The organism is Shouchella rhizosphaerae (assembly GCF_900142675.1).
In the GTDB taxonomy this organism is placed as follows: domain Bacteria; phylum Bacillota; class Bacilli; order Bacillales; family Bacillaceae_D; genus Shouchella; species Shouchella rhizosphaerae.
Genome location: NZ_FRBS01000004.1, coordinates 306,255 through 332,106, shown reverse-complemented (window position 1 = coordinate 332,106; position 25,852 = coordinate 306,255). Strand labels below are relative to the sequence as shown.

Below are 25,852 nucleotides of genomic sequence, written 5' to 3'. Positions count from 1 at the left end.
GTCAAAGTGATTGGAACCTTTTTGCATTAGACGACTACCAGATTTCTTGTCCCATAAACTTATTCAACATGGTTCGCCCTAACCGATAATACGTTTAAACCATATCCACGGGCAACGAGGTCAAAATACAAGAGGTTTGATACCCAATTACTTCCCCAATAAACACCAAAAGACGCGAACCCTTATCTGTTCGCGTCTTTTTTCATTCCTTGCCACAGCCGTGGTCAATGGCCATTTTTCTCGTCAGGTAGTTGCAGCGCTTCGGTTACATTGGCTTCGATATAGTTTAAGTAACGGCGCAGCTTTTGTGTTGTTTCACGAGAAAGGTCATTGTTTTGGAAAAGGGTTTGCAAAGAGCGGCGCATCTCTTCCATAATCTCGTAATGCAATCCAAGCATTTCCTTATAGAGCTTTTCATCGTAGTTCAAGTGTACATGATCAAGGCGGTTAAGCTGAATTCTGTAAAAATGGATGACTCGTTTGGCAACAGACTCATTTTCTGCCGTCATTTGTTCGTCGAGTTTTTTGATAATGTCAGCAAAGAGGCGCGTGTAAATCAAATAGAGACGGTTCTTTTCCTCAATGGATAGGCGATTTTTGTTCGCTTTGTTTAACATTCTGTCGATAAAATGTTTTGAACCGAAACGTAAGAAAGCAAGTGGCGAGCGGACACTTAGGATTTGACCAATGTTTTGCGCTCTAGCACGTAGCCGTTTTTCCATCGCTTCTGTTAACGTGGGGTCTTCAAGTGTTGCCTCAAGCAAATCATACTCATGTTGCAGCGCTTTGAACAACAGAAAAAGCTCTTTCTTGCGGTTTGGCGCTATCAAGGTGTGATTGGTATTGGCATCATGAAGCAGCGGGATGACAATACGGTCATATTCGCGCTGTAAACGGCGCAGTGTTTGTTTATTGTGAGAATGGGATTTGTCAGCCAAAATCACCCTTGCCTCTTGGGTCAACTGCTCAAGCGCGCGTGTAAAGCTAAGCTGTTGGTCGGCTTCTTGAAGTTCTGGTTTTTTAGCCAATAGCGGCAGCAAGATGCTGGCAAGCAATACTGTCACAAGAATAGTGCCGGCGGCAAGGAACAGTAGCAAATCACGCTCTGGAAACGGGGAACCATCGGCGACGATATAGGGAATGGTAAATGCTCCTGCCAGCGTGACGGCGCCACGTACGCCAGAAAACGTTAGGAGTGCAATGGCACGATGCTTTTCTTCTGGCTCTGCTTGAAAGAAGAGCAGTGGTTTGATTTTTTTCCAAAACAATGCAAGCCAAATGTAGCGCAACAAAAGCAAAGAAGCCGTAATGGCGAGAATATAGCCGATCACTTCCATATTTGTAATTTGCGGATCCTCAAAGATGAGCCGCGTTGTATCTGGGATTTGCAGGCCAAGCAACACGAAGACAAGGCCATTTAAAATGAAGAGAATGACTGACCACGTTGTGTCGGATACACGTTGCAACTCTAGCGTGCGCGACTCGACTTTTTCTTTTTCAATCGCGTGGACAATGCCTGCTGCTACAACGGCAAGAATTCCCGAAACGCCAAATTCCTCGGCGCCAATATAGATGACAAATGGCGTGATAATTTGAATAATCATATGCGTTGTGATATCTTCCATGCCAAAGCGGCGCAACGCCATTTTTAGGCCGATGAGCATAAAAGAAAACAGCACGCCTAATCCAAGCCCTCCGAGTGCAATCAACAAGAAGCTTACGGATGCTTCACTAACCGAAAATATCCCTGTAACGGTAGCTGCAACAGCAAATTTAAAAGCGACAAGGCCGGAAGCATCATTCATTAAGCCTTCGCCTTCGAGGAGGCGCATTAACCCTTTTGGCATGTGGACTCGTTTGGCAATCGAACTGACAGCGACGACGTCTGTCGGTGACAGAATCGCAGCAAGTGCAAATGCGGCAGGCAATGGTATGGACGGAATCAGCCAATGGATGAATAGGCCAATAACCACAACCGTAGCAAACACGAGGCCGAGGGCGAGCAACAAAATAGGAAGGCGCAGCTTCCATAATTCATCTCGAGGCGTGACTTTGCCATCATTAAAAAGCAATGGGGCAATAAACAAGACAAAAAACAACTCTGGTTCTAATGGAATGTGAAGGCCGGCAGTTGGACTAATGGAACACAACATACCTAGTGCGATTTGGATTAATGGCAATGGGATAAACGGCAGAAAGCGTTGGATAATGTTTGATAAACCAATAATGAAAAACAAAAGTAAGACAAGATAAATCGTGCTAATTGGTATAACCTTCTTTCGTATGAAAACGTTGGAAGTACGTATGTTTATAAGTTTCCCAAACCTGCCCCTCCCATTCAGCTATTAAGTATAGCACAGGTAGAAGTGTTGTTCACTTTTTGGACGTGTCGTTAACTCAAAGGAAGTCAGCTAGTACAATAAAGAAAAAACGCCATCGCACCGCCCCCTTTTCCAGATTCTTTGAAAACGTTATACTAGACAACAAGAGAGGGGAAGCGTAACGTGAAAAAGCGGTCGCTTGAAAAGAAGTTTATCGTATACGTAGGCGGGCTCATTACACTGATTATGGTGCTCGTCACAGCGGTATATGTCTATTTAGAACGAAACCAGGCGCGCCAGCTTATTGGCGAACAAGCGTTGACGACTGCCAAAGCCGTTGCAGAAATTCCAGACGTGAAAAACGCGTTGGAGACAGGGGCGAGCACAGACGAGCTTCAGAAGTTGATTGGTGCTATCCAAAAACGGGCAGATGCAGAATATATTGTGGTGGGTGATGAGAATGGCATCCGCTTGACCCATCCAGACCAGGAAAAAATCGGCATGCCAATGGTAGGCGGAGACAACGAACAGGCGCTTGTTTATGGAAATAGCTACATTTCGTTGGCGGATGGTTCTCTTGGCACTGCGGTGCGGGGGAAGACGCCTGTTTTTAATGAAGAAGGCGACGTCATTGGCGTTGTATCAGTAGGATTTATGATCGGCTATATCGATTCCATCTTTAAACAGGGTATGGTTGTATTTTTAATTTGGCTGCTGTTGATTTTTTTAGTCGGAATTGCAGGAAGCACAGCGTTGGCGCGAAGCATCCGCAACGACACGTTTGGGCTTGAACCTTACCAAATTGCCAGACTCTATAAAGAACGCCAAGCGGTGTTCCAATCGATTAAAGAAGGATTGATTGCAACGGACCAAAAAGGGATTGTCACGCTTGTCAATCAGTCGGCGACAGATTTGCTACAAATTGAAGATGATGCAGTCGGGAAGCCAGTCGAAACGGTGCTTACACAATCAGAAATGGCTGCGGTCTTAAAAGAGCAGCACCGTAAAGGGCCACACGAAGCGATTTTTCGCGATAAACGGCTAATTGTCCATTACAAAACAATTGAAGAGAACGGGGAGTATGGCGGAAAAGTTGCCAGTTTCCAAGACCGTTCTGAACTATACGAGCTGATTAATGCTCTGTCGGAAATGCAGCAGTATTCCCAGGATCTCAGGGCGCAAGCACATGAGTTTACCAATAAGCTTTATGCGATTTCTGGCTGGCTTCAGCTTGGCTATAGCGACAAGGCGCTTGAATTTATCCATGAAGAAACAGGCGTACATACGCGCCATGAAAAAGTCATTTTTGAGCAAATTGCCGATCCGACGATTCAGGCGGTCTTGCTCGGCAAGCTTTCCAAGGCATCCGAAAAGAAAGTTACACTAGCGATCAACCCAGACAGCGCGGTGTCATTTATGTGGCCAGCGCAAGCAACGGCTTCGTTAGTCACCATTATTGGCAATGTGATTGATAATGCTTTTGATGCCGTCTTGGAAACAAAAACACCAGAAGTCGATGTGTTTTTGACCGATATTGGCGCGGAGCTTGTTATTGAAATTGCCGACAATGGCACTGGCATTGGTCCCGATGTTGCTGAACGCCTTTTTGAGCAAGGGTTTACTACAAAAGAAGGTGGACATCGCGGTTTCGGGCTCTCACTCGTGCAAGCGGCATTAAAAGAATTAGGTGGCTTTCTTGAAGTCGAGGCGAATAAGCCGACAGGGACGATCATTAGTTTGTATATTCCAAAGGTACAGGAGGGGTTGACAACATGAAAATAATGATCGCCGAAGATGATTATCGAGTGGCTGAAATTCACGAACAGTTTTTAAAGAAAATGAAAAATGTTGACGTTGTCGCCAAAGCGCAAAATGCGACAGAGGCTGTTTTACTTGCAAACATGCACCAGCCTGATGTGCTGCTGCTGGATGTGTATTTACCAGATCGCCTCGGCGTAGACGTTTTGCCAGAGCTGCACCAAGCATGCCCCGACATGCAAATCGTCTTGATTACGGCGGCGACTGAAAAAACAATTTTCCATAAAGCATTGCAAAATGGCGTTGTCGATTACTTAGTGAAACCAATTGCGTTTGAGCGTTTGCAACAATCGGTCGATAAAGCTAAAAGCTTGCGTAAGTGGCTCCAAGATAAACAGCCGATTGACCAGCAAGCAGCGGATCAATTTTTCCAAGGCACCAAAACCAAACATGCGCCACCAGAAGCCTTACCAAAAGGAATCGACCAGTTGACGCTTGAAAGAGTGCGCACATTGCTGCGTCAACAATCGGAAGGAGTAACGGCCGAAGCATTAGGGCGGAAATTTGGCGCTTCACGGACAACGTCACGGCGCTATTTAGAGTATTTAATTTCAACTAATGAGGCAAAAGCGGAGCTGGAATATGGCATTGTTGGCAGACCAGAGCGAAAGTATTGGGCAACGTAGAAAGGCAAGAGGGATGTCTCTTGCTTTTTTCGTGAACTTTATGAACAAAATAAATAATATGCACTTAATGAACGTTATTTTGAAAACGGTTACATTATCGTGAAAACTCAGTAAGATAAGAAAAATAATACGAAAGGAGAGAAGTAGAGAGTGTTCATAAAAAAAAGCATATGGACTATGAGTACGGGTATTGCTTTACTAATTAGCGGCTGCTCGATGCCAGTTCAAAGCGGATCCGTTAACGCAGAAGGGGAATGGGAGCCGGACCGTTCCATTGAGTTTATCGCTCCGGCGGCAGCTGGGGGCGGCTGGGACACAACCGCAAGAATGCTTGCCAAGACAATCGATGAAGAAAAGATTGCTGACCATAGTTTTGGCGTTGTCAACAAACCTGGCGGCGGCGGGGCGGTTGCTTGGGCATACATCCATAAGCGAAATGACCCCCATAATATCTTTATCGCCTCGCCACCGTTGCATTTTGTCGCCTTGGCCGGGCAGTCTCCATACGGCTACGAAGACTTTACGCCGATTGCCAACTTAATTGCCGATTACGGGGCCTTCGCTGTCAGAGCTGATGCAAAGTGGGATACACTGGAAGAATTGTTTGCCGATATGCGCGAAGATCCGAGCCAAGTAACGACGATTGGCGTGTCATCTCCAGGAAGTATGGACCATATGCAGTTTGTCTTATTTGCCGATGCAGCTGGTGTAGATATTACAAAAATTCGTTACGTGTCTGATCAGGAAGGCGGGGCAATGACTTCTGTTTTAAATGGCAGCGTTGATGTTGTGTCAACAGGTGTGTCAGAAGCTGCTGAACAGGCTCGTGCCGGCAAAATGAAAATTCTTGGCATCACAGCCCCTGAACGGTTGGAAGGCGAGTTTTTGTCAACGTTGCCAACGGGAAAAGAACAGGGCATAGATGCAGAATTTGTCGTATGGCGCGGCATTTTTGGGCCGCCAGATATGACCAATGAACAGCTAGCTTATTATGAGTCGATCTTTAAACAAGCTTCTGAGTCGGAATCATTTGCAGAAGTGCGCGAGGCGTATGGATGGGATGAAATGTACATGGATTCCGAGTCGTTCGCTGCATTTTTGGAAGAACAAGCAGAAGATTTGGAAGCGGTTTTAGATGAACTAGGCTTTCGCCGCGACTAAAGGAGGGATAACATGAGACTCACAGTCAATCGAGGGATTTCGATTGTGTTGATTGGTATTGCAGTTGTTTATTTAGTGATGGCGTTCCAATTGCCAGAATATGCGTTTGTTCCTGTAGATTCAGACTTAGTGCCGAAATTGCTCGGAGCAAGTTTGCTCATTCTAGGGGTTTGCTTTTTCTTTGCAAAAGACACTGACACAGAAGAGCAAAAGCAAAAGCGGACGATTCCTAAAACAGAACTGTGGATGCTACTTGCGGTCATGGGGCTTATTTTAGCCTTTATTACGTTTTTAGAAGTAATCGGTTTTGTCATCATGACCACGTTATTCATTTTTGTATGTTCACGACTTTTAGGGTATCAAAAGTGGCTTGTTAATGCGCTGACATCGATTGTCTTTTCAATCGGCGTTTATTGGTTGTTTAATTACGGGTTAGCGATTCGGCTGCCAGCTGGCATTTTGCCGTTTTAAGGAGGGAGAATATGGGCTCATTTGAAGGGCTGTTGCAAGGCTTTCAAGTTGCATTCAGCTGGGAAGGAATTCTTTTTGTTTTTATTGGCGTGCTTCTTGGCACGATCATTGGGATGATCCCCGGACTCGGGCCAATTAGCGCAATTGCGATTATGATACCGATTACGTACGGCATGAATCCGACGATTGCACTTGTGATGATGGCCGGCGTCTATTATGGGTCGATGTATGGTGGCTCAACGTCGTCGATTTTGTTGAATGCTCCAGGTGTCGCCGGAACCGTTGCCGCTGCGTTTGACGGTTACCCGATGGCAAAGCAGGGGAAGGCGGGGAAAGCCCTTGCGATATCGGCGATTTGTTCGTTTGTTGGCGGTACAGTCAGCGTTGTGTTGTTGATGCTGTTTGCGCCAATGTTGGCAAGCGTTGCGATTTACTTTGGCCCGCCAGAATATTTTGCACTTATGCTTCTCGGTTTGACTGCTATCGCAAGTTTAAGCGACGGGTCAACATTGAAAGCGCTAACATCAGCAGTGCTTGGGTTTATAGTAGTGACAATCGGAATTGATTCACAGACAGGGACAACCCGTTTTACGTTTGGGAGCGTCAATTTGCTTGATGGTATCGATTTTCTCATTATTGCGCTAGGTGTCTTCGCCATAGCTGAAGTGTGCTTTCTTATTTTAAACCGGAAAGAATCGATGAGTGGGTTTAAAAACATCGGCAGCTTAAAATTAAGCAAATCCGATTTTAAAGAAATGAAAGGGCCGATGACAAGGCAGTCTCTCCTTGGCTTTCTTCTTGGTATTTTGCCAGGGGCAGGCGCAACGATTTCATCGTTTATCGCCTACATTTCTGAAAAAAGGCTTGCTAAAAAACCAGAAGAATTCGGCAAAGGCTCGATTAAAGGACTTGCTGCTCCTGAAACAGCAAACAATGCGGCAACAAGCGGCGCATTTGTGCCGTTGCTCAGCCTCGGCATACCTGGTTCAGGCACAACAGCTGTCATGCTTGGAGCGTTTCTCGTACTAGGCGTCCAACCTGGCCCATTGTTAATGACTGAAAACCCAACTGTGTTTTGGGGCGTTATCGCCAGTATGTATATCGGCAATGTGTTCTTATTAATTTTAAACTTGCCTCTTATTCCTTACTTTGTAAAAATATTAGCGGTCCCACGGCCTTTGCTTATTTCACTTGTTATCGTATTTAGTATGGTCGGCGTATACGCGGTCAGCTTCAGCACATTTGACCTTTATTTACTCGTTTTATTTGGAATACTCGGCTATTTAATGCGAATTTTTGCTTTTCCAGCAGCCCCTTTTATTCTTGCCTTTATTCTTGGAGGAATGATGGAACAGATGCTGCGTCAGTCGTTGACAATCTCAGACGGATCGTTCATGATTTTTCTGCAAAGCCCACTCGCTGTATCACTATTTGTCTTAACGCTTATTGCTTTAATTTTCCCAGAATGGCGGAAAAGAAGAGCAAACCGCAAACAAGACCACAATCGTACGATCGGTATGTAGGCAAGCCGCCCGAAATGGGCGGTTTCAGACTGTAGAAACAAGGAGCACTGCTTGGTGAATATATACGGAACTGATATAAATACAATTGAAATATAGGATAGAGCAATAGAGAGGACTTCGGACTGAAAGTCGTCTCTTTTTAATTGATTAGGAACCCGTTCCGCTTAGTTCTAAGCCATCTACAATTGGAATTTCAAAAAGAAGTAGCTAAAAATTGTTATCGATTTAAATATTACTCCTACCAAAGGGATATTTTAATTTAAATTTTTTTATGGTGCCTAAAGTATTGATAGTACTGGCCTTTCTCTCTCAATTTGCTAAATGTCCCTTTTATAGGAGTGGCATATAAACTCAACACTATATTAGAATTAATAGCAAGAGAGGTGGAAATATGGATGAGCAACTTTTAATATTATCCATGGAGGAAACTGTTAAAAAAGCGAATATAATAGAAATGCCTCAAGATTTAACACTACAAGAGAAAAGAATTATTTGGGTCTTAGCATCGTTTATTAACAAAAAAGACACTAGTGTTCGACAACAACAAATAAAAATAGAAGATTTGGCGAAATTAATTGGAATAGATATAGCTGAAAATTCTTATTATAAGGTAGTGAAAGATACCATTGAGGGCCTAATTAGTAAAAAGGTGACATTTAACAAAGGCAATGAACGAACGGTATTGGCGTGGCTGTCCAGTGCAACTTATGACAAAGGCACAGGAATGGTAGAACTCAAATTCTCTGAAATGCTCAGACCGTATCTTCTTCAACTTAATCATCAGCTACGCATTATTTCAAGAACCCCTACTCTTATACAGGAAATAAAATCTTTTTTAGATAGCTTTGGAGAAAAAAATGATTTTATATTACGGCCTTTTCTGGGTACGAATCGGGAATGGGCTGTTCAATGTTTTTTAACTCATATAGATGAGGCGAAAAGGGTGGCTTGTGGTAAAATCGCTCTAAGGAAACTAGCTTTCATGTCAGGAGGAAAAAGTGAAACCGAAAAAACAAACTTTTGAAGTCGGGGCCAATGAAACGATTAGCGATTGCTTGGCGCGGATGGAGCGGGAAGGCTACCGGCCAGTAAGGCGGATCGAGAAGCCCGTTTTTGCCCAGAAAAACAGCAAAGCAGAGCCTGAGTATGTGCGGCAGCGCATTGTTTTTGAAGGCATTCAAACAGATGGCAATGATTTTGCGTAACGGTTCTTTCGTTTAGTTGGGAAATAGCCGACATCTAGCTTTTCCCTTTTAATTCGTTACCCGGCAAAGGCTAAGACGTCCATATAGCTTTAAGGGTGGAAAAGCATGATCATTTAGGAGGACACCATGACATATCAAAAAGCATTAGAGGCATACATTAACGCAACGAATACCCATGATTTTAATGAAGTAAAAAAAATTCTGCATCCTGAGGCGGTGTACTGGTTTACAGATAAAACATGTACGTCTCTGGAGGACATCGGAAACTACTTCCAACACGCGTGGCAAATCATTAAAGAGGAAGTTTACTCTGCGACAAATGTTCACTGGTTAGCTGCTGATGAGAAGGTCGCAACATGCATTTACACGTACCGGTATGAAGGATACCATAATGGCAAGTTTGTTTCAGGCAGTGGCAGGGCAACGAATGTTTTCACCGTCTATGATGGCGAATGGAAATTAATACATGAACATTTAAGCGGGAGTATATAAAGAGTGGTTTTGCACCACTCTTTTTATGCATGACCAGTATTGTGTCTCGGTGTAGACAACAGAACCGAGGTGCCTTTATCGTATGGTTGGCTGTTGCATTTAATAAGATGGTTAGGATGGGAGGATGAGGAATTTGGGTTCACGAATCATGCACCTAATGATCGCTAATCGAATAGCGGAGTATTTCCCTGTTGAAGATAAGCAGGCGTTTTTGCTTGGCGGCATTGCTCCGGATGCTGTGTCGCCGAAAGAGTTGTCCCATTTCTTTAAAGGGGCGTTGCAAGACTATTCAAGGAGGATTGACTATAACGGATTTCTAGACAAATATCGGTCGCAAACAGATAGTGACTATATATTAGGCTATTTCGTCCATTTGATCGCTGATGATTTATGGTTAAAAGGTTTTTATTTGCCATGGTTGAAAAACCGGTTGGAGGCCGATAACGAACTGTCTAACTTGTATTATCATGATTTTCGCTTATTGAACGCAAAGTTATTAGAACACTATGGCTGTGCAAATGAATTGAACCCCATGCTTCGGTCCCTACCGACCATTTGTGAGTTGCAAGAAGTAAAATCGCAAGATGTGGAATCATTTCTTCCTGATGTAATCAATGATATGGAGTACGAGGAAGACGTCATAAACGAGACACTAAATATATTTACGTTTGATCAGATCATTGGTTATATCGAAACATCAGTTGATAAAGGATTAGTACGGCTGAAGGCCGTCAAGCGATAGAGAGAGTTGGAATAGAACAGGGCTGATTTTATAACAATGAAAGGAGAGGTTAAGGTTAAAAATAGGAGGGGAGAATCGAATGGATAACGCTACGTATGTCTGGTATGCCAGCTACGGATCGAATATGAACAGGGAGCGGTTTCTTTGTTATATAAGAGGCGGCCAGCCAGAGGGGGCGGAGATCGAAGAAGTTGGTTGTTCAGATCCTGCCCACCCAATAAAGGAAACAGCGCATCGATTGCCTTTCCCGCTTTATTTTGCTCAAAACTCAACCCGTTGGCAAAAGAAGGGCGTTGCTTTTATTGGCTTGACTCCTTTAGCGGGGGCTTATACGTACAGCCGGAAATATTTAATAACGAAGGAGCAATTTGAAGATGTCGTTAAACAGGAAAATAACGGGCTCGCTTTTTCAATTGACATCGACGATTTGAAGCAAAGAGGGAGGAAAGCCGTACTTCCTTCTTGGTATGGCACAGTGCTTTATGCAGGGGAAGAGGAAGGGTTCCCTATTTTCACTTTTACGGCAAAGTGGAAAAAAGAAGTACCGTTCCATGCCCCGTCCTTTGAATACTTAAGGATGATCGTGAAAGGGCTGTATGTCTATGTAGGATTGCCGCAAAGGGAGATCGTCACGTATTTGCGCGATAAGCCAGGAGTAGCTGGAAACATAACAGAAGAGGAACTATGGAATCTTGTAAACAGTATGACATAAGGTTCATCTTCCCTAAAAACCACGAATAAAGGATACAACGTGGTTTTTAGGGATGCGCATCCGCGTGTATAATGTAGGAATCTAGCTAGTATGGAATCCCTGGCGATGGTTTCGTTGTCCGATTACTCCGCATTTGCTTGCCATTCCTTTTTTAACAAGCCATAAACGACATGGTCGTGGTGCGAATCTCCAACGATTTCAGCATGGCGGATAACCCCTTCTTTTGTAAAACCAAGGCGTTCGGCGACGGCTTGGCTCGCTTTGTTTTCTGTCGCCGCCCGAAGCTCCACTCGTTCTAAATGATAGTAGTCAAAGGCTAGTTTTAATAGAGCGTGGGCAGCTTTTGTCATGAGTCCCTTGCCACAAAACGCCTCACCGAGCCAATAGCCGATCGTTGCCGATTTATTTTTCCAGTCAAACTGGTGAAAACCGATGACGCCTGCTGCTTGGCCTCTATGCCATATGCCAGCGTGCAAGCCGCTGTTAGCGCCAAAGTCCTGCATACTAGAGCGGATGAACGCTTCCGTGTCTTCTAGTTTGTTCGTTGACTCGGCCCACGGCATCCATGGACGCAAGTGTGCTTTTGAGTTTTGAATTAGTGCAAAAATCGCCGGCGCATCTTGAAGGTCAAGTACTTTTAAGTAAACATGATCGTCGATTTCAAACGTAAACACGTCTCTTCCCCCCTTTTAAGATTCATCTAGTATAGCAAGGGGGGTGAGAAAAGCCAATGTTACTTAACGACAAACGCATTGCGGTATAACGATGGATAGACGGCATTGGCGAGCATCACAAGGCCATTAAGCATGAGAAGCAAAGCAAAAACGACAATCACGGCTTGCAGGTAAGGAACACTAAGCCAAAACACCATAAATAACCCAGTTTGCATAAGCGCAGCTGCTATTGACGATTTGCTTGTCGCTGTCAAAAAAGAAAGGGGCGCGCTTGCTAGCAAAAAGTATGCAGCCAAAAGCAAAACATGCCAATCGCTGCCTTGGAAAAATACAAGAATAACGGGGATATGCCAACAGGCGATAATGGCGCCGACAATGAGCGATGATTGCCAAAAAGGCAATCTAGTAAACTCTTTTTGAAAAAAACCACGCCAACCGATCTCTTGCAATAGGGCAGCTAAAAAAACGAGCAGCCAAATAAACGGATTCGTCATCAGCGCAGGAGCGATAAGCATAAAAGAAGACAATAGGACAAAACAAAAGAACAGCGGGACGAAAACGGCAACAATCCACCAGACGTTTGGTTTCCCAGATAGAAATACATGGGTAAAGAATGAGTCGGTATAGTTTGATAAATGCAACGTATAAGCAGCAAATAGCGGGCTCGCTGCGGCAAAAATAGCAAGGTATAAAACCGGTGTTTGCGGGACAGCAAGCGCGAGTGCGGCGCATCCCCAGGCAATGCCGAAAACAATAAACAGAAAGAGGCGTTTGGTTCGTTGTTCAAAAGCGCTCATTGTCTGTCCTCCTCATCACAATCACAATCATGAAGTTATATCATTCAATCAATGTACATTATGCTATGCAGCAATTGGGCATTTGTTTCAGCAGTGCCTAAAAAAGATAAAAACGAACAATGTAAAATACTTTCGATAAAATGTTCGACTATTTGTTGACACTTACGAGGAGGATGCGTAAACTAAAAGGGAAAAAGCAAGTTAAAAACGAAAACACCTCATATATACTCGGGAATATGGCTCGAACGTTTCTACCCGGCAACCGTAAATTGCCGGACTATGAGGGGAAGTCATTACGCGCATATTAGCCTTTTCGGCATAGAATTTGCGAACTTTCTCTCATGGAGTGTCAGGAAAGAAAGCGGTTCTATGCTTTTTCTGTTTGCAAAGAAGACAAGAGTGGGGGATGTGACATGAAACAGCCGATTGTCGGCATCATTATGGGCAGTACTTCTGATTGGGAAACGATGCGCCATGCCAGTGAGATTTTAGACGAACTTGGCGTTCCTTATGAAAAAAAAGTCGTGTCCGCCCACCGTACTCCTGATTATATGTTTGAATACGCGGAACAAGCGGAAGAGCGGGGGCTTCGTGTCATTATTGCAGGGGCAGGGGGAGCGGCCCATTTGCCAGGAATGGTCGCGGCAAAGACGCTTCTTCCAGTCATTGGCGTTCCTGTTGAATCACGTGCCTTAAAAGGGTTGGACTCCTTGTTGTCGATTGTGCAAATGCCAGGAGGAGTACCTGTGGCTACTGTGGCAATTGGCAAAGCAGGTGCAACCAATGCAGCGCTTTTGGCTGCGCAAATGATTGCAACAACGGACAAGGTCTTGCAACAACGATTGGCAACGCGCCGTGAACGCATTAAAAAGACCGTTCTAGAAAGCAGTGGTGAACTCGTATGAACGAAGTGAAGCCAGGGAGCACGATCGGCATTATTGGCGGCGGCCAACTGGGCCGGATGATGGCGTTGTCGGCTAGGCAAATGGGTTACCGGATTGCCGTGCTTGACCCGACTCCTGACGCCCCGTGTGCCCAAATCGCGGACCATGTGTTTACGGCCGCCTATGATGATGTAGAAGCGTGCAAACACCTTGCCAATGTAAGTGATGTCATCACATATGAGTTTGAAAACATAGATGAAAAAGCAGCTAAAAAAATCACAGAGTTAAGCGACTTCCCCCAAGGGTTTAAAGTGCTTGGGACAACACAGCATCGTCTTAAGGAAAAGCAAGCGATCTCTGCTTTAGGGGTGCCCGTCGCCCCATTTTCCCCGATTTATGAGGAAGCCGATATCGAAGAAGCACTCAAGGAAGTAGGCTTGCCAGCAGTTTTGAAAACTTGCCGCGGCGGCTACGATGGCAAAGGCCAAGCGGTTGTACACACAAAAACGGAATTAGAAGCAGCCGTAAAAACGCTTCTTGCCTCAGGGGAGCTTGTGCTCGAAGCAATGATTCCTTTCGAACGGGAAATCTCGGTTATTGTCGCTAAATCGCGCAATGGCGAAGTGAAGACATTTCCTGTAGCGGAAAATGAACATAAAGACAACATTCTCCATCGTACGATCGTTCCGGCCCGCATTCAAAGCGAAACAGAAGAACAAGCGCTTGAGTTGGCTGTCAAAATAGTGAATGGTTTGCAGGCAGTCGGGCTGTTAGCGGTAGAAATGTTTGTCAACAAAGATGGGTCGTTGCTTGTAAACGAACTCGCCCCTAGACCCCATAATTCAGGGCATTATACAATAGAAGCGTGCCGCACTTCCCAGTTTGAGCAACATATCCGCGCTGTGTGCGGACTGCCACTCGGATCGACTGAATTGTTGGCTGCCGCGGCAATGGAAAACATCCTTGGAGACGATGTTGCCCCATTGCTTGGCCGCCTTGACCGTCTCGGCTCCGTTTCGTTGCACCTGTATGGAAAGAAAGATGCTAAACCAAAGCGGAAAATGGGGCACGTAACGGCGCTTGGAAACGATGCCGATCACTGCCTACGCTTACTGGATGAATTGTGGCTACAAACGACTTTACATTAATTGTTGGAGGAAACAACGAATGATTGAACGGTACACACGCCCAGAAATGGGTGCTATTTGGACAGATGAAAACCGCTATAATGCATGGCTTGAAGTAGAAATTGTCGCTTGTGAGGCTTGGGCGGAGCTAGGCGAAATTCCGAAAGAAGACGTGGCGAAAATTCGCGAGAACGCAAGCTTTCGTGTAGAGCGTATTTTGGAAATTGAAGAAGAAACGCGCCATGACGTGGTCGCCTTCACGCGGGCTGTATCAGAAACGCTTGGCGAAGAGCGGAAATGGGTTCATTACGGCTTAACGTCAACAGACGTCGTTGATACAGCGCTGTCGTATTTGCTAAAACAAGCAAACGCGATTCTGGCAGAAGACTTAAACCGCTTTTTAGACATTATAAAAACAAAAGCGCAAGAACATAAATATACGATCATGATGGGGCGCACACACGGCGTCCACGCAGAACCAACGACATTTGGCTTAAAGCTCGCCCTTTGGTACGAAGAAATGAAACGAAACATTGAACGCTTCCACCATGCGGCTGAAGGCGTCCGCTTTGGCAAGCTTTCAGGGGCAGTTGGCACATATGCCAATATTGACCCACGCGTCGAGCAAATTGTGTGCGAAAAGCTTGGCTTAAACCCAGCGCCGATTTCCACGCAAACGCTCCAACGTGACCGCCACGCCGAATACATGGCAAGCTTGGCGTTAATCGCGACATCGATTGAGAAATTTGCCGTCGAAATTCGCGGCCTGCAAAAAAGCGAGCTGCGCGAAGTCGAGGAATATTTCGCAAAAGGGCAAAAGGGCTCCTCGGCAATGCCACATAAACGCAACCCAATTGGCTCTGAAAACATGACAGGCCTTGCCCGGTTGATGCGTGGGTACATGAACACGGCTTATGACAATGTTGTCTTGTGGCATGAACGCGATATTTCCCATTCATCGGCCGAGCGTGTCATTTTGCCAGATGCAACAATTGTGCTCAATTACATGCTGAATCGGTTCGGCAACATTGTTAAACATTTAACGGTTTTCCCTGAAAACATGAAGCGTAATATGACACGCACTTACGGGCTCATTTATTCACAGCGTGTGCTCCTTAGCTTAATCGACAAAGGCATGGTCCGTGAAGAAGCCTATGACCTTGTCCAGCCGAAAGCGACACAAGCGTGGGAGGAAGGCGTTCAATTCCGTGAACTGGTGGAAGGAGAGCCACGCATTACGAATGTGCTGTCGCCAGAGGAATTAAATGAGTGCTTTAACTATGAACACCATATGAAGCATGTCGATACAATTTTTACACGTCTTGGTTTAAACGACTAATATCCATAAGGGGCTGAGCAAGCAATGGTTAAAGGGGAATTGCTTTACGAAGGCAAAGCCAAACGGATTTTCCGCAGCAGCGAAGAAGGAGAACTGTGGGTCGAATATAAAGATGACGCCACAGCTTTCAACGGGGAAAAGAAAGAGACGCTTGCAGGCAAAGCACGGCTCAATAATGAAATTTCTTCTCTCATCTTTGCCACGCTTGCGAAAAAGGGGATTCCGTCGCACTTTATACGGAGATTATCTGACACAGAACAACTGGTCAAACAAGTAGACATTATTCCTCTTGAAGTAGTCGTCCGCAATGTTGTCGCTGGCAGCATGGCTAAACGACTTGGCATTGAAGAAGGAATTGCGCTGAAAAAGCCTCTTGTGGAGTTTTATTATAAGGACGATGCCCTCGGTGACCCATTGGTGACCGAGGACCACATCGCCATTTTAGACGTCGCTGCGGCAGAGGAAGTAGCGCAATTAAAACAAATGGCCGCTGCTGTGAATAACGAGTTAATCGAGTTGTTTGCCACGGTTGGTGTGCAATTAATTGACTTTAAGCTTGAGTTTGGCCGCATGCAAGCAGGGGAGCTGCTCCTTGCCGATGAAATATCGCCAGATACGTGCCGGCTATGGGATAAAGACACAAAGGAACGTTTTGATAAAGATCTTTTTCGCAGAAATCTAGGAAACTTACAAGAAGGCTATCAAGAAATTTTATCCCGGCTAGGAGGGCTTTACCATGTATAAAGTGAAAGTCTATGTCACCTTGAGAGAAAGTGTGTTAGATCCCCAAGGAGGCGCTGTCAAAAGTGCGCTCCACGCGATGGATTACCAGGAAGTTACAGATGTCCGCATCGGCAAGTATATGGAATTGCAGCTTGAATCTACTGAAAAGCTTGAAGAGCGCGTCAAAGAGATGTGTGAGAAATTGCTTGCCAATACCGTTATTGAAGACTACCGCTTTGAAGTGGAGGAGGTTGTCCCATCATGAAGTTTGCGGTCATCGTGTTTCCAGGCTCTAATTGCGATGCAGACATGTACCATGCCATTAAAGACGGACTTGGCGAGGAAGTAGAATATGTCTTCCATACGGAAACGTCTTTAGACGGTTTTGATGCCGTGCTTCTTCCAGGTGGCTTTTCCCATGGCGATTACTTGCGTTCTGGAGCCATTGCCCGCTTTGCGCCAATTATGCCAGCAGTCATCCAAGCGGCTGAGGCAGGCAAGCCAGTACTCGGCGTTTGCAATGGATTCCAAGTGCTTCTTGAAGCCGGTTTGCTTCCTGGAGCAATGAAGCGCAATATTGATTTAAAATTTGTGTGCCGTACAGTTGAATTGGTTGTCGAAAACAACGAAACGATGTTTTCTTCTGGCTATGAACAAGGGCAAACGATTCGCATTCCTGTCGCTCATGGCGAAGGCAACTATGAATGTGATGACGAAACGCTAGCAAAGCTTCGTGAAAACAAGCAAATTGTCTTTCGTTACAATGAGCATGTCAATGGCTCCAAAGGCGACATTGCTGGCATTACCAATGAACGGGGCAACGTGCTTGGCATGATGCCGCACCCAGAACGGGCAACGGAAACATTGCTCGGAAACGATCAAGGATTGGCTGTTTTTACATCGATCTTACGCAACTGGAGGGAATCTCATGTCACAGCTTCTTGAGCCAAGCGCTGAAACGATTAAAGCCGAGCGGTTATATCGAGAAATGGGCTTGACGGATGATGAATTTGCACTGGCTGAAAAAATCGTCGGCAGGCCTTTAAATTTCACAGAAACAGGCTTGTTTTCCGTCATGTGGTCTGAGCATTGCAGCTATAAAAATTCAAAAGTACTGTTGAAAAAGTTTCCGACTGACGGCGAGAACGTGCTCCAAGGCCCAGGTGAAGGGGCAGGCATTATCGACATTAAAGACGAACAGGCGGTTGTGTTTAAAATTGAAAGCCATAACCACCCGTCTGCCATTGAGCCGTACCAAGGCGCTGCGACTGGCGTCGGCGGCATTTTGCGCGATGTTTTTTCGATGGGTGCCCGTCCTGTCGCATTGTTAAACTCGCTCCGCTTTGGCGAACTCGAATCAAAAAAAGTGAAGTACTTGTTTGAAGAAGTTGTGGCCGGGATTGCTGGGTACGGCAATTGTGTCGGCGTACCGACGGTCGGCGGAGAAGTGCAATTTGATCCGTGCTACGAATCGAACCCCCTTGTCAACGCAATGTGCGTCGGTTTGATCGACCATAAAGACATTCAAAAAGGCCAAGCAAAAGGTGTCGGCAATACCGTTATGTATGTCGGCGCAAGCACAGGTCGTGATGGCATTCATGGCGCAACTTTTGCCTCTGAAGAGTTAAGCGAAGCCTCCGATGCCAAACGGCCAGCTGTCCAAGTCGGCGACCCGTTTATGGAAAAGCTGTTGTTGGAAGCTTGCCTAGAAGCGGTTCAATCGGATGCGCTTATTGGCATTCAAGATATGGGTGCCGCTGGCCTCGTATCTTCTTCATCCGAAATGGCGAGCAAAGCAGGGTCAGGGATCGAAATGAACTTGGACCTAGTGCCACAGCGTGAAGCAGGGATGACGCCGTATGAAATGATGTTGTCAGAATCACAAGAACGGATGTTGCTCGTTGTTGAAAAAGGGCGAGAACACGAAATCAAAGCGATTTTTGAACGGTGGAACCTGCATGCTGTGGAAGTCGGTGTTGTCACAGATGATCGCCGGCTCCGCTTAACCCATAAAGGCGAAATCGTCGCTGATGTGCCCGTTGATGCGCTGGCAGAAGATGCCCCTGTTTACCATAAACCATCAAAAGTGCCTGCCTATTTTGATGCTTTTCAACAACAGGCCCCTTATATTCCTGAAATAACAGACGCGAATGAAACGCTGCTGAAGCTTCTGGCTCAGCCGACAATTGCCAGCAAAGAATGGGTGTATGAGCAATATGATTATATGGTGCAAACGAATACCGTTGTCGAGCCTGGCTCAGACGCTGCGGTGATTCGCATCCGCGGCACGAATAAAGCATTAGCAATGACAACCGATTGCAATTCCCGCTATTTGTATGTAGATCCAGAAATGGGCGGCAAAATTGCGATTGCGGAAGCCGCGCGGAATCTTGTTTGTTCAGGAGCGAAGCCACTTGGTGTAACAGACTGCTTGAATTACGGCAATCCGGAAAAACCAGAAATTTTCTGGCAGCTAGAAAAATCGACTGATGGCTTAAGCGAAGCATGCCGCGAGCTAGGGACGCCAGTCATTGGCGGCAACGTGTCGCTTTACAATGAACGGTCTGGCGGCGCGGTCTATCCAACTCCTGTCATCGGCATGGTTGGCTTGATTGAAGACGTTGCTCATATTACGACGCAGTCGTTTAAAGATGCAGGTGACTTGATTTATGTGATCGGTGAAACAAAAGCAGAGTTTGGCGGCAGCGAGCTGCAAAAAATGCTAGTTGGCGAACTGTCAGGGAAAGCGCCGGAAATTGATTTGGCTGTAGAGAAAGCCCGCCAACAGCAATTGTTGAGCGCAATCAAACAAGGGCTCGTCCAGTCTGCCCATGATGTTGCCGAAGGCGGGCTTGCCGTTTCCTTAGCAGAAAAAATGATGGAATGCCCGTTTGGGGCTGAAGTCAGTCTATCCCTAAGTGCAGCCGAACTGTTTGCCGAAAGCCAATCACGTTTTATTGTCACTGTGAAGCCTAGCGATCAACAACGATTTGAAAATACGGTCCTTGATGCGGTTGTCGTCGGGGCTGTTACGGAAAGTAGAAAATTGACGATTCGTAACGAAAATGGAAATGCTGTCATTGACCTTTGCCAAGATGAATTAGTGAAAGCCTGGAAAGGGGCTATTCCATGTTTACTGAAATCAAAGGCTTGAACGAAGAATGTGGCGTATTTGCCGTTTGGGGCCATAAAGAAGCTGCACAAATTACGTATTATGGGTTGCACAGCCTCCAGCACCGCGGCCAGGAAGGCGCAGGCATTGTCGTGTCCGACGGAAACAAGCTCTCTGCCCATAAAGGGCTCGGCCTAGTCAATGATGTGTTTAATCAAGATGTCTTGCGTAACCTTCAAGGGAAGGGCGCGATTGGCCACGTCCGTTATGCGACGGCCGGTGGAGGCGGCTATGCCAATGTCCAGCCGTTGTATTTCAATTCGCAAAAAGGCGGTCTTGCGATTGCCCACAATGGCAATCTTGTCAACGCCAATCACTTAAAACACCAGCTTGAAGCACAAGGGTCGATCTTCCAGTCCACATCGGATACGGAAGTGCTCGCCCATCTCATTAAACGCAGCGGCTACTATACGTTAGAAGAACAATTGAAAAATGGGCTGTCTTCCTTAAAAGGCGCCTATGCATTTGCCGTCATGAATGAGCGCCAACTGATGGTCGCCCTTGATCCAAATGGGTTGCGTCCTCTTTCCATCGGACGTTTAGGCGATGCGTATGTCGTTGCTTCAGAGACATGTGCGTTCGACATCATTGGCGCCACCTATGAGCGTGAAGTAATGCCAGGTGAACTGCTCATTATTGACGATACAGGCTTGCGCAGCGAACGCTTTGTTTCTCCAGGGAACCGGGCGATTTGCAGCATGGAATACGTTTATTTTGCGCGGCCAGATTCAAACGTGGATACCATCAATATTCATACAGCGAGAAAAAATTTAGGAAAACAGCTTGCGATTGAAGCGCCAGTGGAAGCGGATGTGGTGACAGGCGTGCCTGATTCCAGCATTTCCGCAGCAATTGGCTATGCTGAGCAGTCTGGCATTCCTTATGAGTTGGGCATGATTAAAAATCGCTATGTCGGGCGCACCTTTATTCAACCTTCACAAGAATTACGGGAACAAGGGGTAAAGATGAAGCTTTCCCCTGTGCGTGGAGTAGTTGAAGGCAAACGAGTTGTTATGATTGACGATTCGATTGTACGGGGAACGACTAGCCGCCGCATTGTCCATATGCTTCGTGATGCAGGGGCAGCTGAAGTCCATGTCCGCATTTCATCGCCACCGATTAAACATCCGTGCTTTTACGGAATTGATACGTCAACGACGGAAGAATTAATTGCTTCCAACCACTCAATCGAAGAAATGCGGGAAATCATGGGGGCTGATTCACTTGCTTTTTTGTCGACTGAAGGCTTGAAAGCAGGGATCGGCCGTTCTGAGGCGATGCATAATTGCGGGCAATGCCTTGCCTGCTTTACAGGCGAATACCCAACGGAGATTTATGCCGACACCGTGCATCCGCACGCGAAAGTATAGCAAAGAATCGGAGGAGAGCATTCGTGTCAAACGCATATAAAGAAGCAGGGGTCGATATTGAAGCTGGTTACGAAGCAGTAAACCGAATGAAACGGCATGTGGAACGAACAGCAAGAAAAGGGGTACTTGGCGGTCTAGGCGGATTTGGCGGCAATTTTGACCTTTCTACGTTAGGGTTAAAAGAGCCTGTACTCGTATCAGGAACGGACGGCGTTGGCACGAAGTTAATGATTGCTTTCATGGCAAACAAGCATGACACAATTGGCCAAGATGCAGTCGCCATGTGTGTCAACGACATTGTCGTACAAGGAGCTGAACCGCTCTATTTTTTGGATTATCTAGCTTGTGGAAAAGCAGTGCCAGAAAAAATTGAAGCGATTGTCAAAGGCGTCGCCGATGGTTGTGAAATAGCAGGCTGTGCCCTTATTGGCGGGGAGACGGCGGAGATGCCTGGCATGTACGAGGAAGACGAGTACGATTTAGCCGGTTTTTCAGTCGGGGCAGTCGAGAAAAAAGACTTGCTGACAGGCGAACATATTCAAGCAGGGGATGTTCTGATTGGGCTCCCATCAAGCGGTCTTCATAGCAATGGCTTTTCCCTTGTCCGCAAAGTATTGTTGCAAGATGCAGGCCTGACGTTGCAGACTGAATGTGCCACACTAGGCAAGACGCTTGGAGAAGAGCTCTTGACGCCGACAAAAATTTACGTAAAACCGTTGCTTGCCTGCCTCAAACAAGGGTTGCTTGCTGGTGCAGCCCATATTACAGGAGGCGGCTTTTACGAAAACATTCCCCGCATGCTGCCAAAAGGCGTAGGCATTCATATTGACTACGGTTCATGGCCGATACCGCCGATTTTTTCATTGATCCAAGAGCAAGGCGGCCTATCTGAACAGGATTTGTTTCATACGTTTAACATGGGCATTGGCATGGTGCTCGCTGTACCTGAGGACAAACACCAACAAGCGCTCGCCACTCTTGAAGCTAATGGGGAAGACGCCTATATTATTGGGCGGGTAACGCCAACAGAAGGAACGGTGATTGGGGGCATTGGTGCATGAAGGTCGCGGTCTTTGCTTCTGGGACGGGAACGAATGCCGAAGCGCTCATCAAAGCAGCAAAAACAGGCGAACTTGGCGGAGAAGTCGCGCTTGTCGTCAGCGATAAGCAACATGCTCCAGTACTCGAAAAAGCGCGGAATTTGGGGGTGAAGGCGGAGCATCTTTCCCCACAATCTTTTTCCGATAAAGCCGCTTATGAACAAGCAATCTTGACGCTTCTTACAAAAGAAGGCATCGATTTTATTGTGTTAGCAGGTTATATGCGGTTGATTGGACCGACGTTGCTTGAAGCCTATGAGGGAAAGATGATCAATATCCATCCATCGCTTTTGCCTGCGTTCCCTGGTTTGGACGCAATAGGCCAAGCATTGGAGGCAAAGGCAGACACCACAGGCGTAACCATCCACTATGTCGATGCAGGCATGGATACAGGTCCGGTAATTGCCCAACAGCAAGTAGCAATTGCCAAAGGAGAAACGCGGGAGACGTTAACTGCAAAAATCCAAGCCGTCGAGCACACGCTCTATCCGGCGGTTGTAAAACAAGTTTTAAACGAGCATGTTGAGGGGGAACAGCAATGACGAAGCGAGCACTTGTTAGTGTATCAAATAAAACAGGCTTAATCCCATTTGTAAAAGGGTTGGCAGAAGCAGGGGTGGAGATCCTATCTACTGGCGGCGGCACCAAACGGGCATTAGAAGAAGCGGGCATCGCTGTTGTCAATGTGTCAGATGTAACGGGCTTTCCGGAAATTTTAGATGGCCGTGTCAAAACACTCCATCCGAACATCCACGGCGGCCTCTTAGCGATGCGCACTAACGATGAACATATCAAACAAATAGAAGAACTTGGCATTGAGCCGATTGATTATGTTGTCGTCAATTTGTATCCATTTGCAGAAACAATCGCCAACCCAGACGCGTCATTTGCTGACGCGATCGAAAACATCGATATCGGTGGTCCGAGCATGCTCCGCTCCGCTGCTAAAAACCACGCCGATGTAACAGTAGTGGTAGATCCAGCCGATTATGACGCTGTGCTTGCTTCCCTTGACGCAAGCAAAGAAGAGCAACTTGCCCTACGGCAAAAACTAGCTGCAAAAGTATTCCGCCATACAGCGGCCTATGATGCGATGATCGGCAGCTACCTAACCGATGCCGTTGGCGAGGAAAATCCCGAAAGCTTGACGGTTACGTATACACATAAACAAACGCTCCGTTACGGGGAAAATCCACACCAAAAAGCTGCTTTTTATGAAAGCAGGACAAGTTCGCCGTCATCCATTGCCCAAGCAAAACAACTTCATGGCAAGGAATTGTCTTACAACAATATCAATGATGCCAATGCAGCGCTTGAAATCGTAAAAGAATTTAGCGAACCTGCGGCGGTAGCTGTCAAACATATGAACCCATGCGGTGTTGGCACTGGCGCCACTGTTGGCGAAGCCTATACGCGCGCTTATGAAGCAGACCCGAAATCAATTTTTGGCGGCATTGTAGCCCTGAACCGAAAGGTGGACCGTGCAACTGCTGAAAAAATGGCGGCGATCTTTTTAGAAGTCATTCTCGCCCCTTCATTTAGCGAAGAGGCAAAAGCGATTTTGCAGCAGAAAAAAAACATCCGTCTGCTAGAAGTCGCTGTTACCAAAGGCGAGCTGGAGAAAAAGCTTGCCTCCGTCCATGGCGGCTTGCTCATTCAGGAAGAAGACCATTTAGGCTTTGACGACGGGGACATCCGCATTCCAACGAAACGGGAACCGACAGAAGAAGAATGGACGGCGTTGAAACTCGGCTGGAAAGTTGTCAAGCATGTGAAATCAAACGCAATTGTGCTTACGAACGGCGAAATGACAGTCGGCATTGGCGCTGGCCAAATGAACCGTGTCGGTGCCGCAGCAATTGCAATTGAACAAGCAGGTGAACGGGCGCAAGGCGCTGCCCTCGCATCGGATGCGTTCTTTCCGTATGGAGATACAGTCGAAGCAGCCGCAAAAGCGGGCATTACCGCGATTATTCAGCCAGGCGGCTCTGTTCGTGACAACGAATCGATTGAAAAAGCAGATGAATATGGAATCGCCATGGTCTTTACAGGCGTACGCCACTTCAAACATTAAGGAGGTACCTATGAATGTGCTTATTATTGGCGGCGGCGGGCGCGAACATGCGATTGCATGGAAAGCGAAACAAAGCAGCCTAGTCGACAATGTCTATGTAGCCCCAGGAAACCCAGGAATGGAAGAGGTCGCTACATGCATAGGGCTTGCCGAATCAGACCATGACGCACTCGTGCAATTTGCGATCCAAAGCGATATTGGCTTAACGATTGTTGGGCCAGAAGCGCCGCTGTTGGCAGGGCTTGTTGACCGTTTTGAAGAGGAAGGGTTGCCTGTGTTCGGCCCGCGCCAAAGTGCGGCGCTCCTTGAAGGGTCGAAGTCGTTTGCGAAAGAGATCATGACAAAATACAGCATTCCAACGGGCAAAGCCAAAGCGTTTTCCGATTACGAGGAAGCGGTAGCATACGTAAAGCAAGAAGGCGCGCCGATTGTAGTAAAAGCTGACGGCCTTGCTGCCGGCAAAGGCGTCACCGTCGCTTTGACAGAGGAAGAGGCAATCGCTGCCCTCCGCCATGTGCTAGTCGAAAGTGCATTTGGCGAGGCAGGCGCACAAGTCGTCGTCGAAGAATACCTCGAGGGCGAGGAACTATCGCTTATGGCGTTTGTGAGCGGCAATACGGTTGTGCCAATGGTCGGAGCTCAAGACCATAAACGTGCCTATGATGGCGATCAAGGCCCGAATACAGGCGGAATGGGAGCCTATTCGCCTGTTCCACAATTCAAACAAGCGGACGTGGAACGCGCTGTAGTAGAAGTATTGCAGCCAGCAGCGGACGCCATGGTTAAAGAAGGCCGGCCATTTACAGGCATTTTATACGCTGGCTTGATGATGACCGCCCAAGGGCCAAAAGTAATCGAATTTAACGCCCGCTTCGGTGATCCAGAAACACAAGTGGTCTTGCCACGGCTAAAATCTGATTTAATTGACGTGATGGTGAAACTGCTAAACGGAGACAAGGTAGAACTTGAATGGAAACAAGAAGCGGTTGTCGGCATCGTCCTTGCGAGTGTCGGTTATCCCGGCGCCTATGAAAAAGGCGTGTCCATTGCTGGCATTGAAGCAGCTGCAACGAAAGGTCTTGTGTTCCATGCAGGCACAACAAAGCAAGGGAACGTTTGGCAAACCAATGGCGGGCGCGTCTTGTTGACTGCTGCCACTGGGCATTCGATTGCCGATGCCCAGGCGGCTGCTTATCAAGCTGTGAAAGAAATTAAAAGTGACGGCTTGTATTACCGAAATGATATTGCAGTAAAAGCGATGGAAGCGGCGAAGCAACACAGTACCGTTGTTAGACGAGGAGTGTAGGCGATCGACTCGGATGTGCGTTTATGAACAGCGGTTTCCTTGCTTTGAAACAATTGACTTGCGCAAACGCCAACGTAAACGAGCGTTTGTCTACAACGTGACCAATGGCGCTAGGGGATGAGTGCCATTGGTCTTTTTTGGAATTATCCTGTCAATCGAGCAAACAATGTGCTGATTTGCTAGAGCAAGAGCCCTATTTTCGCTATAATGGATCC

The 25,852-nt window shown here is 46.7% G+C and carries 25 protein-coding genes and 1 riboswitch; of the genes, 22 read left to right on the top strand and 3 right to left on the bottom strand.

All coding sequences use genetic code 11. The annotated features are described in order from the left end of the window. Nucleotides 1-224: 224 nt before the first annotated feature. A complete protein-coding gene (locus BUC05_RS13370; RefSeq protein WP_244153311.1) occupies nucleotides 225-2,237 on the bottom strand; it encodes a Na+/H+ antiporter in 2,013 nt (670 codons plus the stop codon). Between the two features lie 267 nt (nucleotides 2,238-2,504). On the opposite strand from BUC05_RS13370, the gene BUC05_RS13365 reads away from it, so the two are divergent. The 10 genes from BUC05_RS13365 to BUC05_RS13320 all read left to right on the top strand — a co-directional run bounded on the left by BUC05_RS13365 (nucleotide 2,505) and on the right by BUC05_RS13320 (nucleotide 11,071). Beyond that, nucleotides 2,505-4,097 (top strand): ATP-binding protein, encoded by a 1,593-nt coding sequence (locus BUC05_RS13365; protein ID WP_208610216.1) that lies wholly within the window; start codon nucleotides 2,505-2,507, stop codon nucleotides 4,095-4,097. Beyond that, nucleotides 4,094-4,765, top strand: a complete 672-nt coding sequence (locus BUC05_RS13360) for a response regulator (protein ID WP_073304984.1) — start codon at nucleotides 4,094-4,096, stop codon at nucleotides 4,763-4,765. The genes BUC05_RS13365 and BUC05_RS13360 overlap by 4 nt, the downstream gene beginning before the upstream one ends. A 177-nt stretch (nucleotides 4,766-4,942) precedes the next feature. Then, complete coding sequence (locus tag BUC05_RS13355) at nucleotides 4,943-5,926, top strand: tripartite tricarboxylate transporter substrate binding protein (RefSeq protein ID WP_179288247.1); 984 nt, start codon at nucleotides 4,943-4,945, stop codon at nucleotides 5,924-5,926. A gap of 12 nt (nucleotides 5,927-5,938) precedes the next feature. Then, on the top strand, nucleotides 5,939-6,397 hold the full coding sequence (locus tag BUC05_RS13350; protein WP_035204803.1) for a tripartite tricarboxylate transporter TctB family protein: 459 nt from the start codon (nucleotides 5,939-5,941) through the stop codon (nucleotides 6,395-6,397). An 11-nt stretch (nucleotides 6,398-6,408) separates the two neighbouring features. Beyond that, nucleotides 6,409-7,920: a tripartite tricarboxylate transporter permease gene (locus BUC05_RS13345; RefSeq protein WP_073304982.1), complete on the top strand. Its 1,512-nt coding sequence runs from the start codon at nucleotides 6,409-6,411 to the stop codon at nucleotides 7,918-7,920. A 391-nt stretch (nucleotides 7,921-8,311) separates the two neighbouring features. Beyond that, a complete protein-coding gene (locus BUC05_RS13340; RefSeq protein WP_073304980.1) occupies nucleotides 8,312-8,944 on the top strand; it encodes a replication initiation protein in 633 nt (210 codons plus the stop codon). Continuing rightward, entirely contained in the window at nucleotides 8,919-9,125 is a 207-nt protein-coding gene (locus BUC05_RS13335) for an NETI motif-containing protein (protein WP_073304978.1), read from the top strand. The genes BUC05_RS13340 and BUC05_RS13335 overlap by 26 nt, the downstream gene beginning before the upstream one ends. Nucleotides 9,126-9,251: 126 nt before the next feature. Continuing rightward, a complete protein-coding gene (locus BUC05_RS13330; protein ID WP_011245874.1) occupies nucleotides 9,252-9,617 on the top strand; it encodes a YybH family protein in 366 nt (121 codons plus the stop codon). Nucleotides 9,618-9,750: 133 nt separating this feature from the next. Beyond that, the gene (locus BUC05_RS13325; protein ID WP_073304976.1) at nucleotides 9,751-10,359 is read left to right on the top strand and encodes a zinc dependent phospholipase C family protein; all 609 of its coding nucleotides are present in this window, start codon (nucleotides 9,751-9,753) and stop codon (nucleotides 10,357-10,359) included. Between the two features lie 79 nt (nucleotides 10,360-10,438). After that, nucleotides 10,439-11,071 carry a hypothetical protein gene (locus BUC05_RS13320; RefSeq protein WP_011245876.1) on the top strand — a complete coding sequence of 211 codons (633 nt, stop codon included), beginning with the start codon at nucleotides 10,439-10,441 and terminating at the stop codon, nucleotides 11,069-11,071. 122 nt (nucleotides 11,072-11,193) lie between these two features. Here BUC05_RS13320 and BUC05_RS13315 read toward each other — a convergent pair whose 3' ends face one another. Beyond that, nucleotides 11,194-11,745, bottom strand: a complete 552-nt coding sequence (locus tag BUC05_RS13315) for a GNAT family N-acetyltransferase (RefSeq protein ID WP_011245877.1) — start codon at nucleotides 11,743-11,745, stop codon at nucleotides 11,194-11,196. A gap of 59 nt (nucleotides 11,746-11,804) precedes the next feature. Continuing rightward, the gene (locus tag BUC05_RS13310) at nucleotides 11,805-12,542 is read right to left on the bottom strand and encodes a type II CAAX prenyl endopeptidase Rce1 family protein (RefSeq protein WP_011245878.1); all 738 of its coding nucleotides are present in this window, start codon (nucleotides 12,540-12,542) and stop codon (nucleotides 11,805-11,807) included. A gap of 198 nt (nucleotides 12,543-12,740) precedes the next feature. Continuing rightward, nucleotides 12,741-12,842: riboswitch (purine riboswitch) on the top strand. 113 nt (nucleotides 12,843-12,955) lie between these two features. Between BUC05_RS13310 and purE the strand changes: the two genes are divergently transcribed. The 12 genes from purE to purD are packed head-to-tail and all read left to right on the top strand — an operon-like array spanning nucleotide 12,956 to nucleotide 25,637. Beyond that, entirely contained in the window at nucleotides 12,956-13,447 is a 492-nt protein-coding gene (gene purE / locus BUC05_RS13305) for a 5-(carboxyamino)imidazole ribonucleotide mutase (RefSeq protein WP_011245879.1), read from the top strand. Beyond that, nucleotides 13,444-14,574: a 5-(carboxyamino)imidazole ribonucleotide synthase gene (gene purK / locus BUC05_RS13300; RefSeq protein ID WP_011245880.1), complete on the top strand. Its 1,131-nt coding sequence runs from the start codon at nucleotides 13,444-13,446 to the stop codon at nucleotides 14,572-14,574. Before purE ends, purK begins: the two co-directional genes overlap by 4 nt. A 19-nt stretch (nucleotides 14,575-14,593) precedes the next feature. After that, on the top strand, nucleotides 14,594-15,892 hold the full coding sequence (purB, locus tag BUC05_RS13295) for an adenylosuccinate lyase (protein ID WP_035204813.1): 1,299 nt from the start codon (nucleotides 14,594-14,596) through the stop codon (nucleotides 15,890-15,892). Nucleotides 15,893-15,916: 24 nt separating this feature from the next. Continuing rightward, nucleotides 15,917-16,636, top strand: a complete 720-nt coding sequence (purC, locus tag BUC05_RS13290; RefSeq protein WP_073304974.1) for a phosphoribosylaminoimidazolesuccinocarboxamide synthase — start codon at nucleotides 15,917-15,919, stop codon at nucleotides 16,634-16,636. Then, nucleotides 16,629-16,880, top strand: coding sequence for a phosphoribosylformylglycinamidine synthase subunit PurS (gene purS, locus BUC05_RS13285; protein ID WP_011245883.1), 252 nt, complete (start codon nucleotides 16,629-16,631; stop codon nucleotides 16,878-16,880). The genes purC and purS overlap by 8 nt, the downstream gene beginning before the upstream one ends. After that, nucleotides 16,877-17,560 (top strand): phosphoribosylformylglycinamidine synthase subunit PurQ, encoded by a 684-nt coding sequence (purQ, locus tag BUC05_RS13280; protein WP_011245884.1) that lies wholly within the window; start codon nucleotides 16,877-16,879, stop codon nucleotides 17,558-17,560. The genes purS and purQ overlap by 4 nt, the downstream gene beginning before the upstream one ends. Next, nucleotides 17,544-19,769 (top strand): phosphoribosylformylglycinamidine synthase subunit PurL, encoded by a 2,226-nt coding sequence (purL, locus tag BUC05_RS13275; protein ID WP_073304972.1) that lies wholly within the window; start codon nucleotides 17,544-17,546, stop codon nucleotides 19,767-19,769. Before purQ ends, purL begins: the two co-directional genes overlap by 17 nt. Further along, nucleotides 19,745-21,157, top strand: coding sequence for an amidophosphoribosyltransferase (purF, locus tag BUC05_RS13270; RefSeq protein ID WP_011245886.1), 1,413 nt, complete (start codon nucleotides 19,745-19,747; stop codon nucleotides 21,155-21,157). The genes purL and purF overlap by 25 nt, the downstream gene beginning before the upstream one ends. Before the next feature lie 23 nt (nucleotides 21,158-21,180). Next, nucleotides 21,181-22,218: a phosphoribosylformylglycinamidine cyclo-ligase gene (gene purM / locus BUC05_RS13265; protein ID WP_035204822.1), complete on the top strand. Its 1,038-nt coding sequence runs from the start codon at nucleotides 21,181-21,183 to the stop codon at nucleotides 22,216-22,218. After that, nucleotides 22,215-22,799, top strand: a complete 585-nt coding sequence (gene purN, locus BUC05_RS13260; RefSeq protein WP_035204825.1) for a phosphoribosylglycinamide formyltransferase — start codon at nucleotides 22,215-22,217, stop codon at nucleotides 22,797-22,799. Before purM ends, purN begins: the two co-directional genes overlap by 4 nt. Continuing rightward, nucleotides 22,796-24,331 (top strand): bifunctional phosphoribosylaminoimidazolecarboxamide formyltransferase/IMP cyclohydrolase, encoded by a 1,536-nt coding sequence (gene purH / locus BUC05_RS13255; RefSeq protein ID WP_063608652.1) that lies wholly within the window; start codon nucleotides 22,796-22,798, stop codon nucleotides 24,329-24,331. Before purN ends, purH begins: the two co-directional genes overlap by 4 nt. 10 nt (nucleotides 24,332-24,341) lie before the next feature. Beyond that, entirely contained in the window at nucleotides 24,342-25,637 is a 1,296-nt protein-coding gene (gene purD / locus BUC05_RS13250) for a phosphoribosylamine--glycine ligase (protein WP_063608651.1), read from the top strand. The last annotated feature ends 215 nt before the right edge of the window (nucleotides 25,638-25,852 follow it).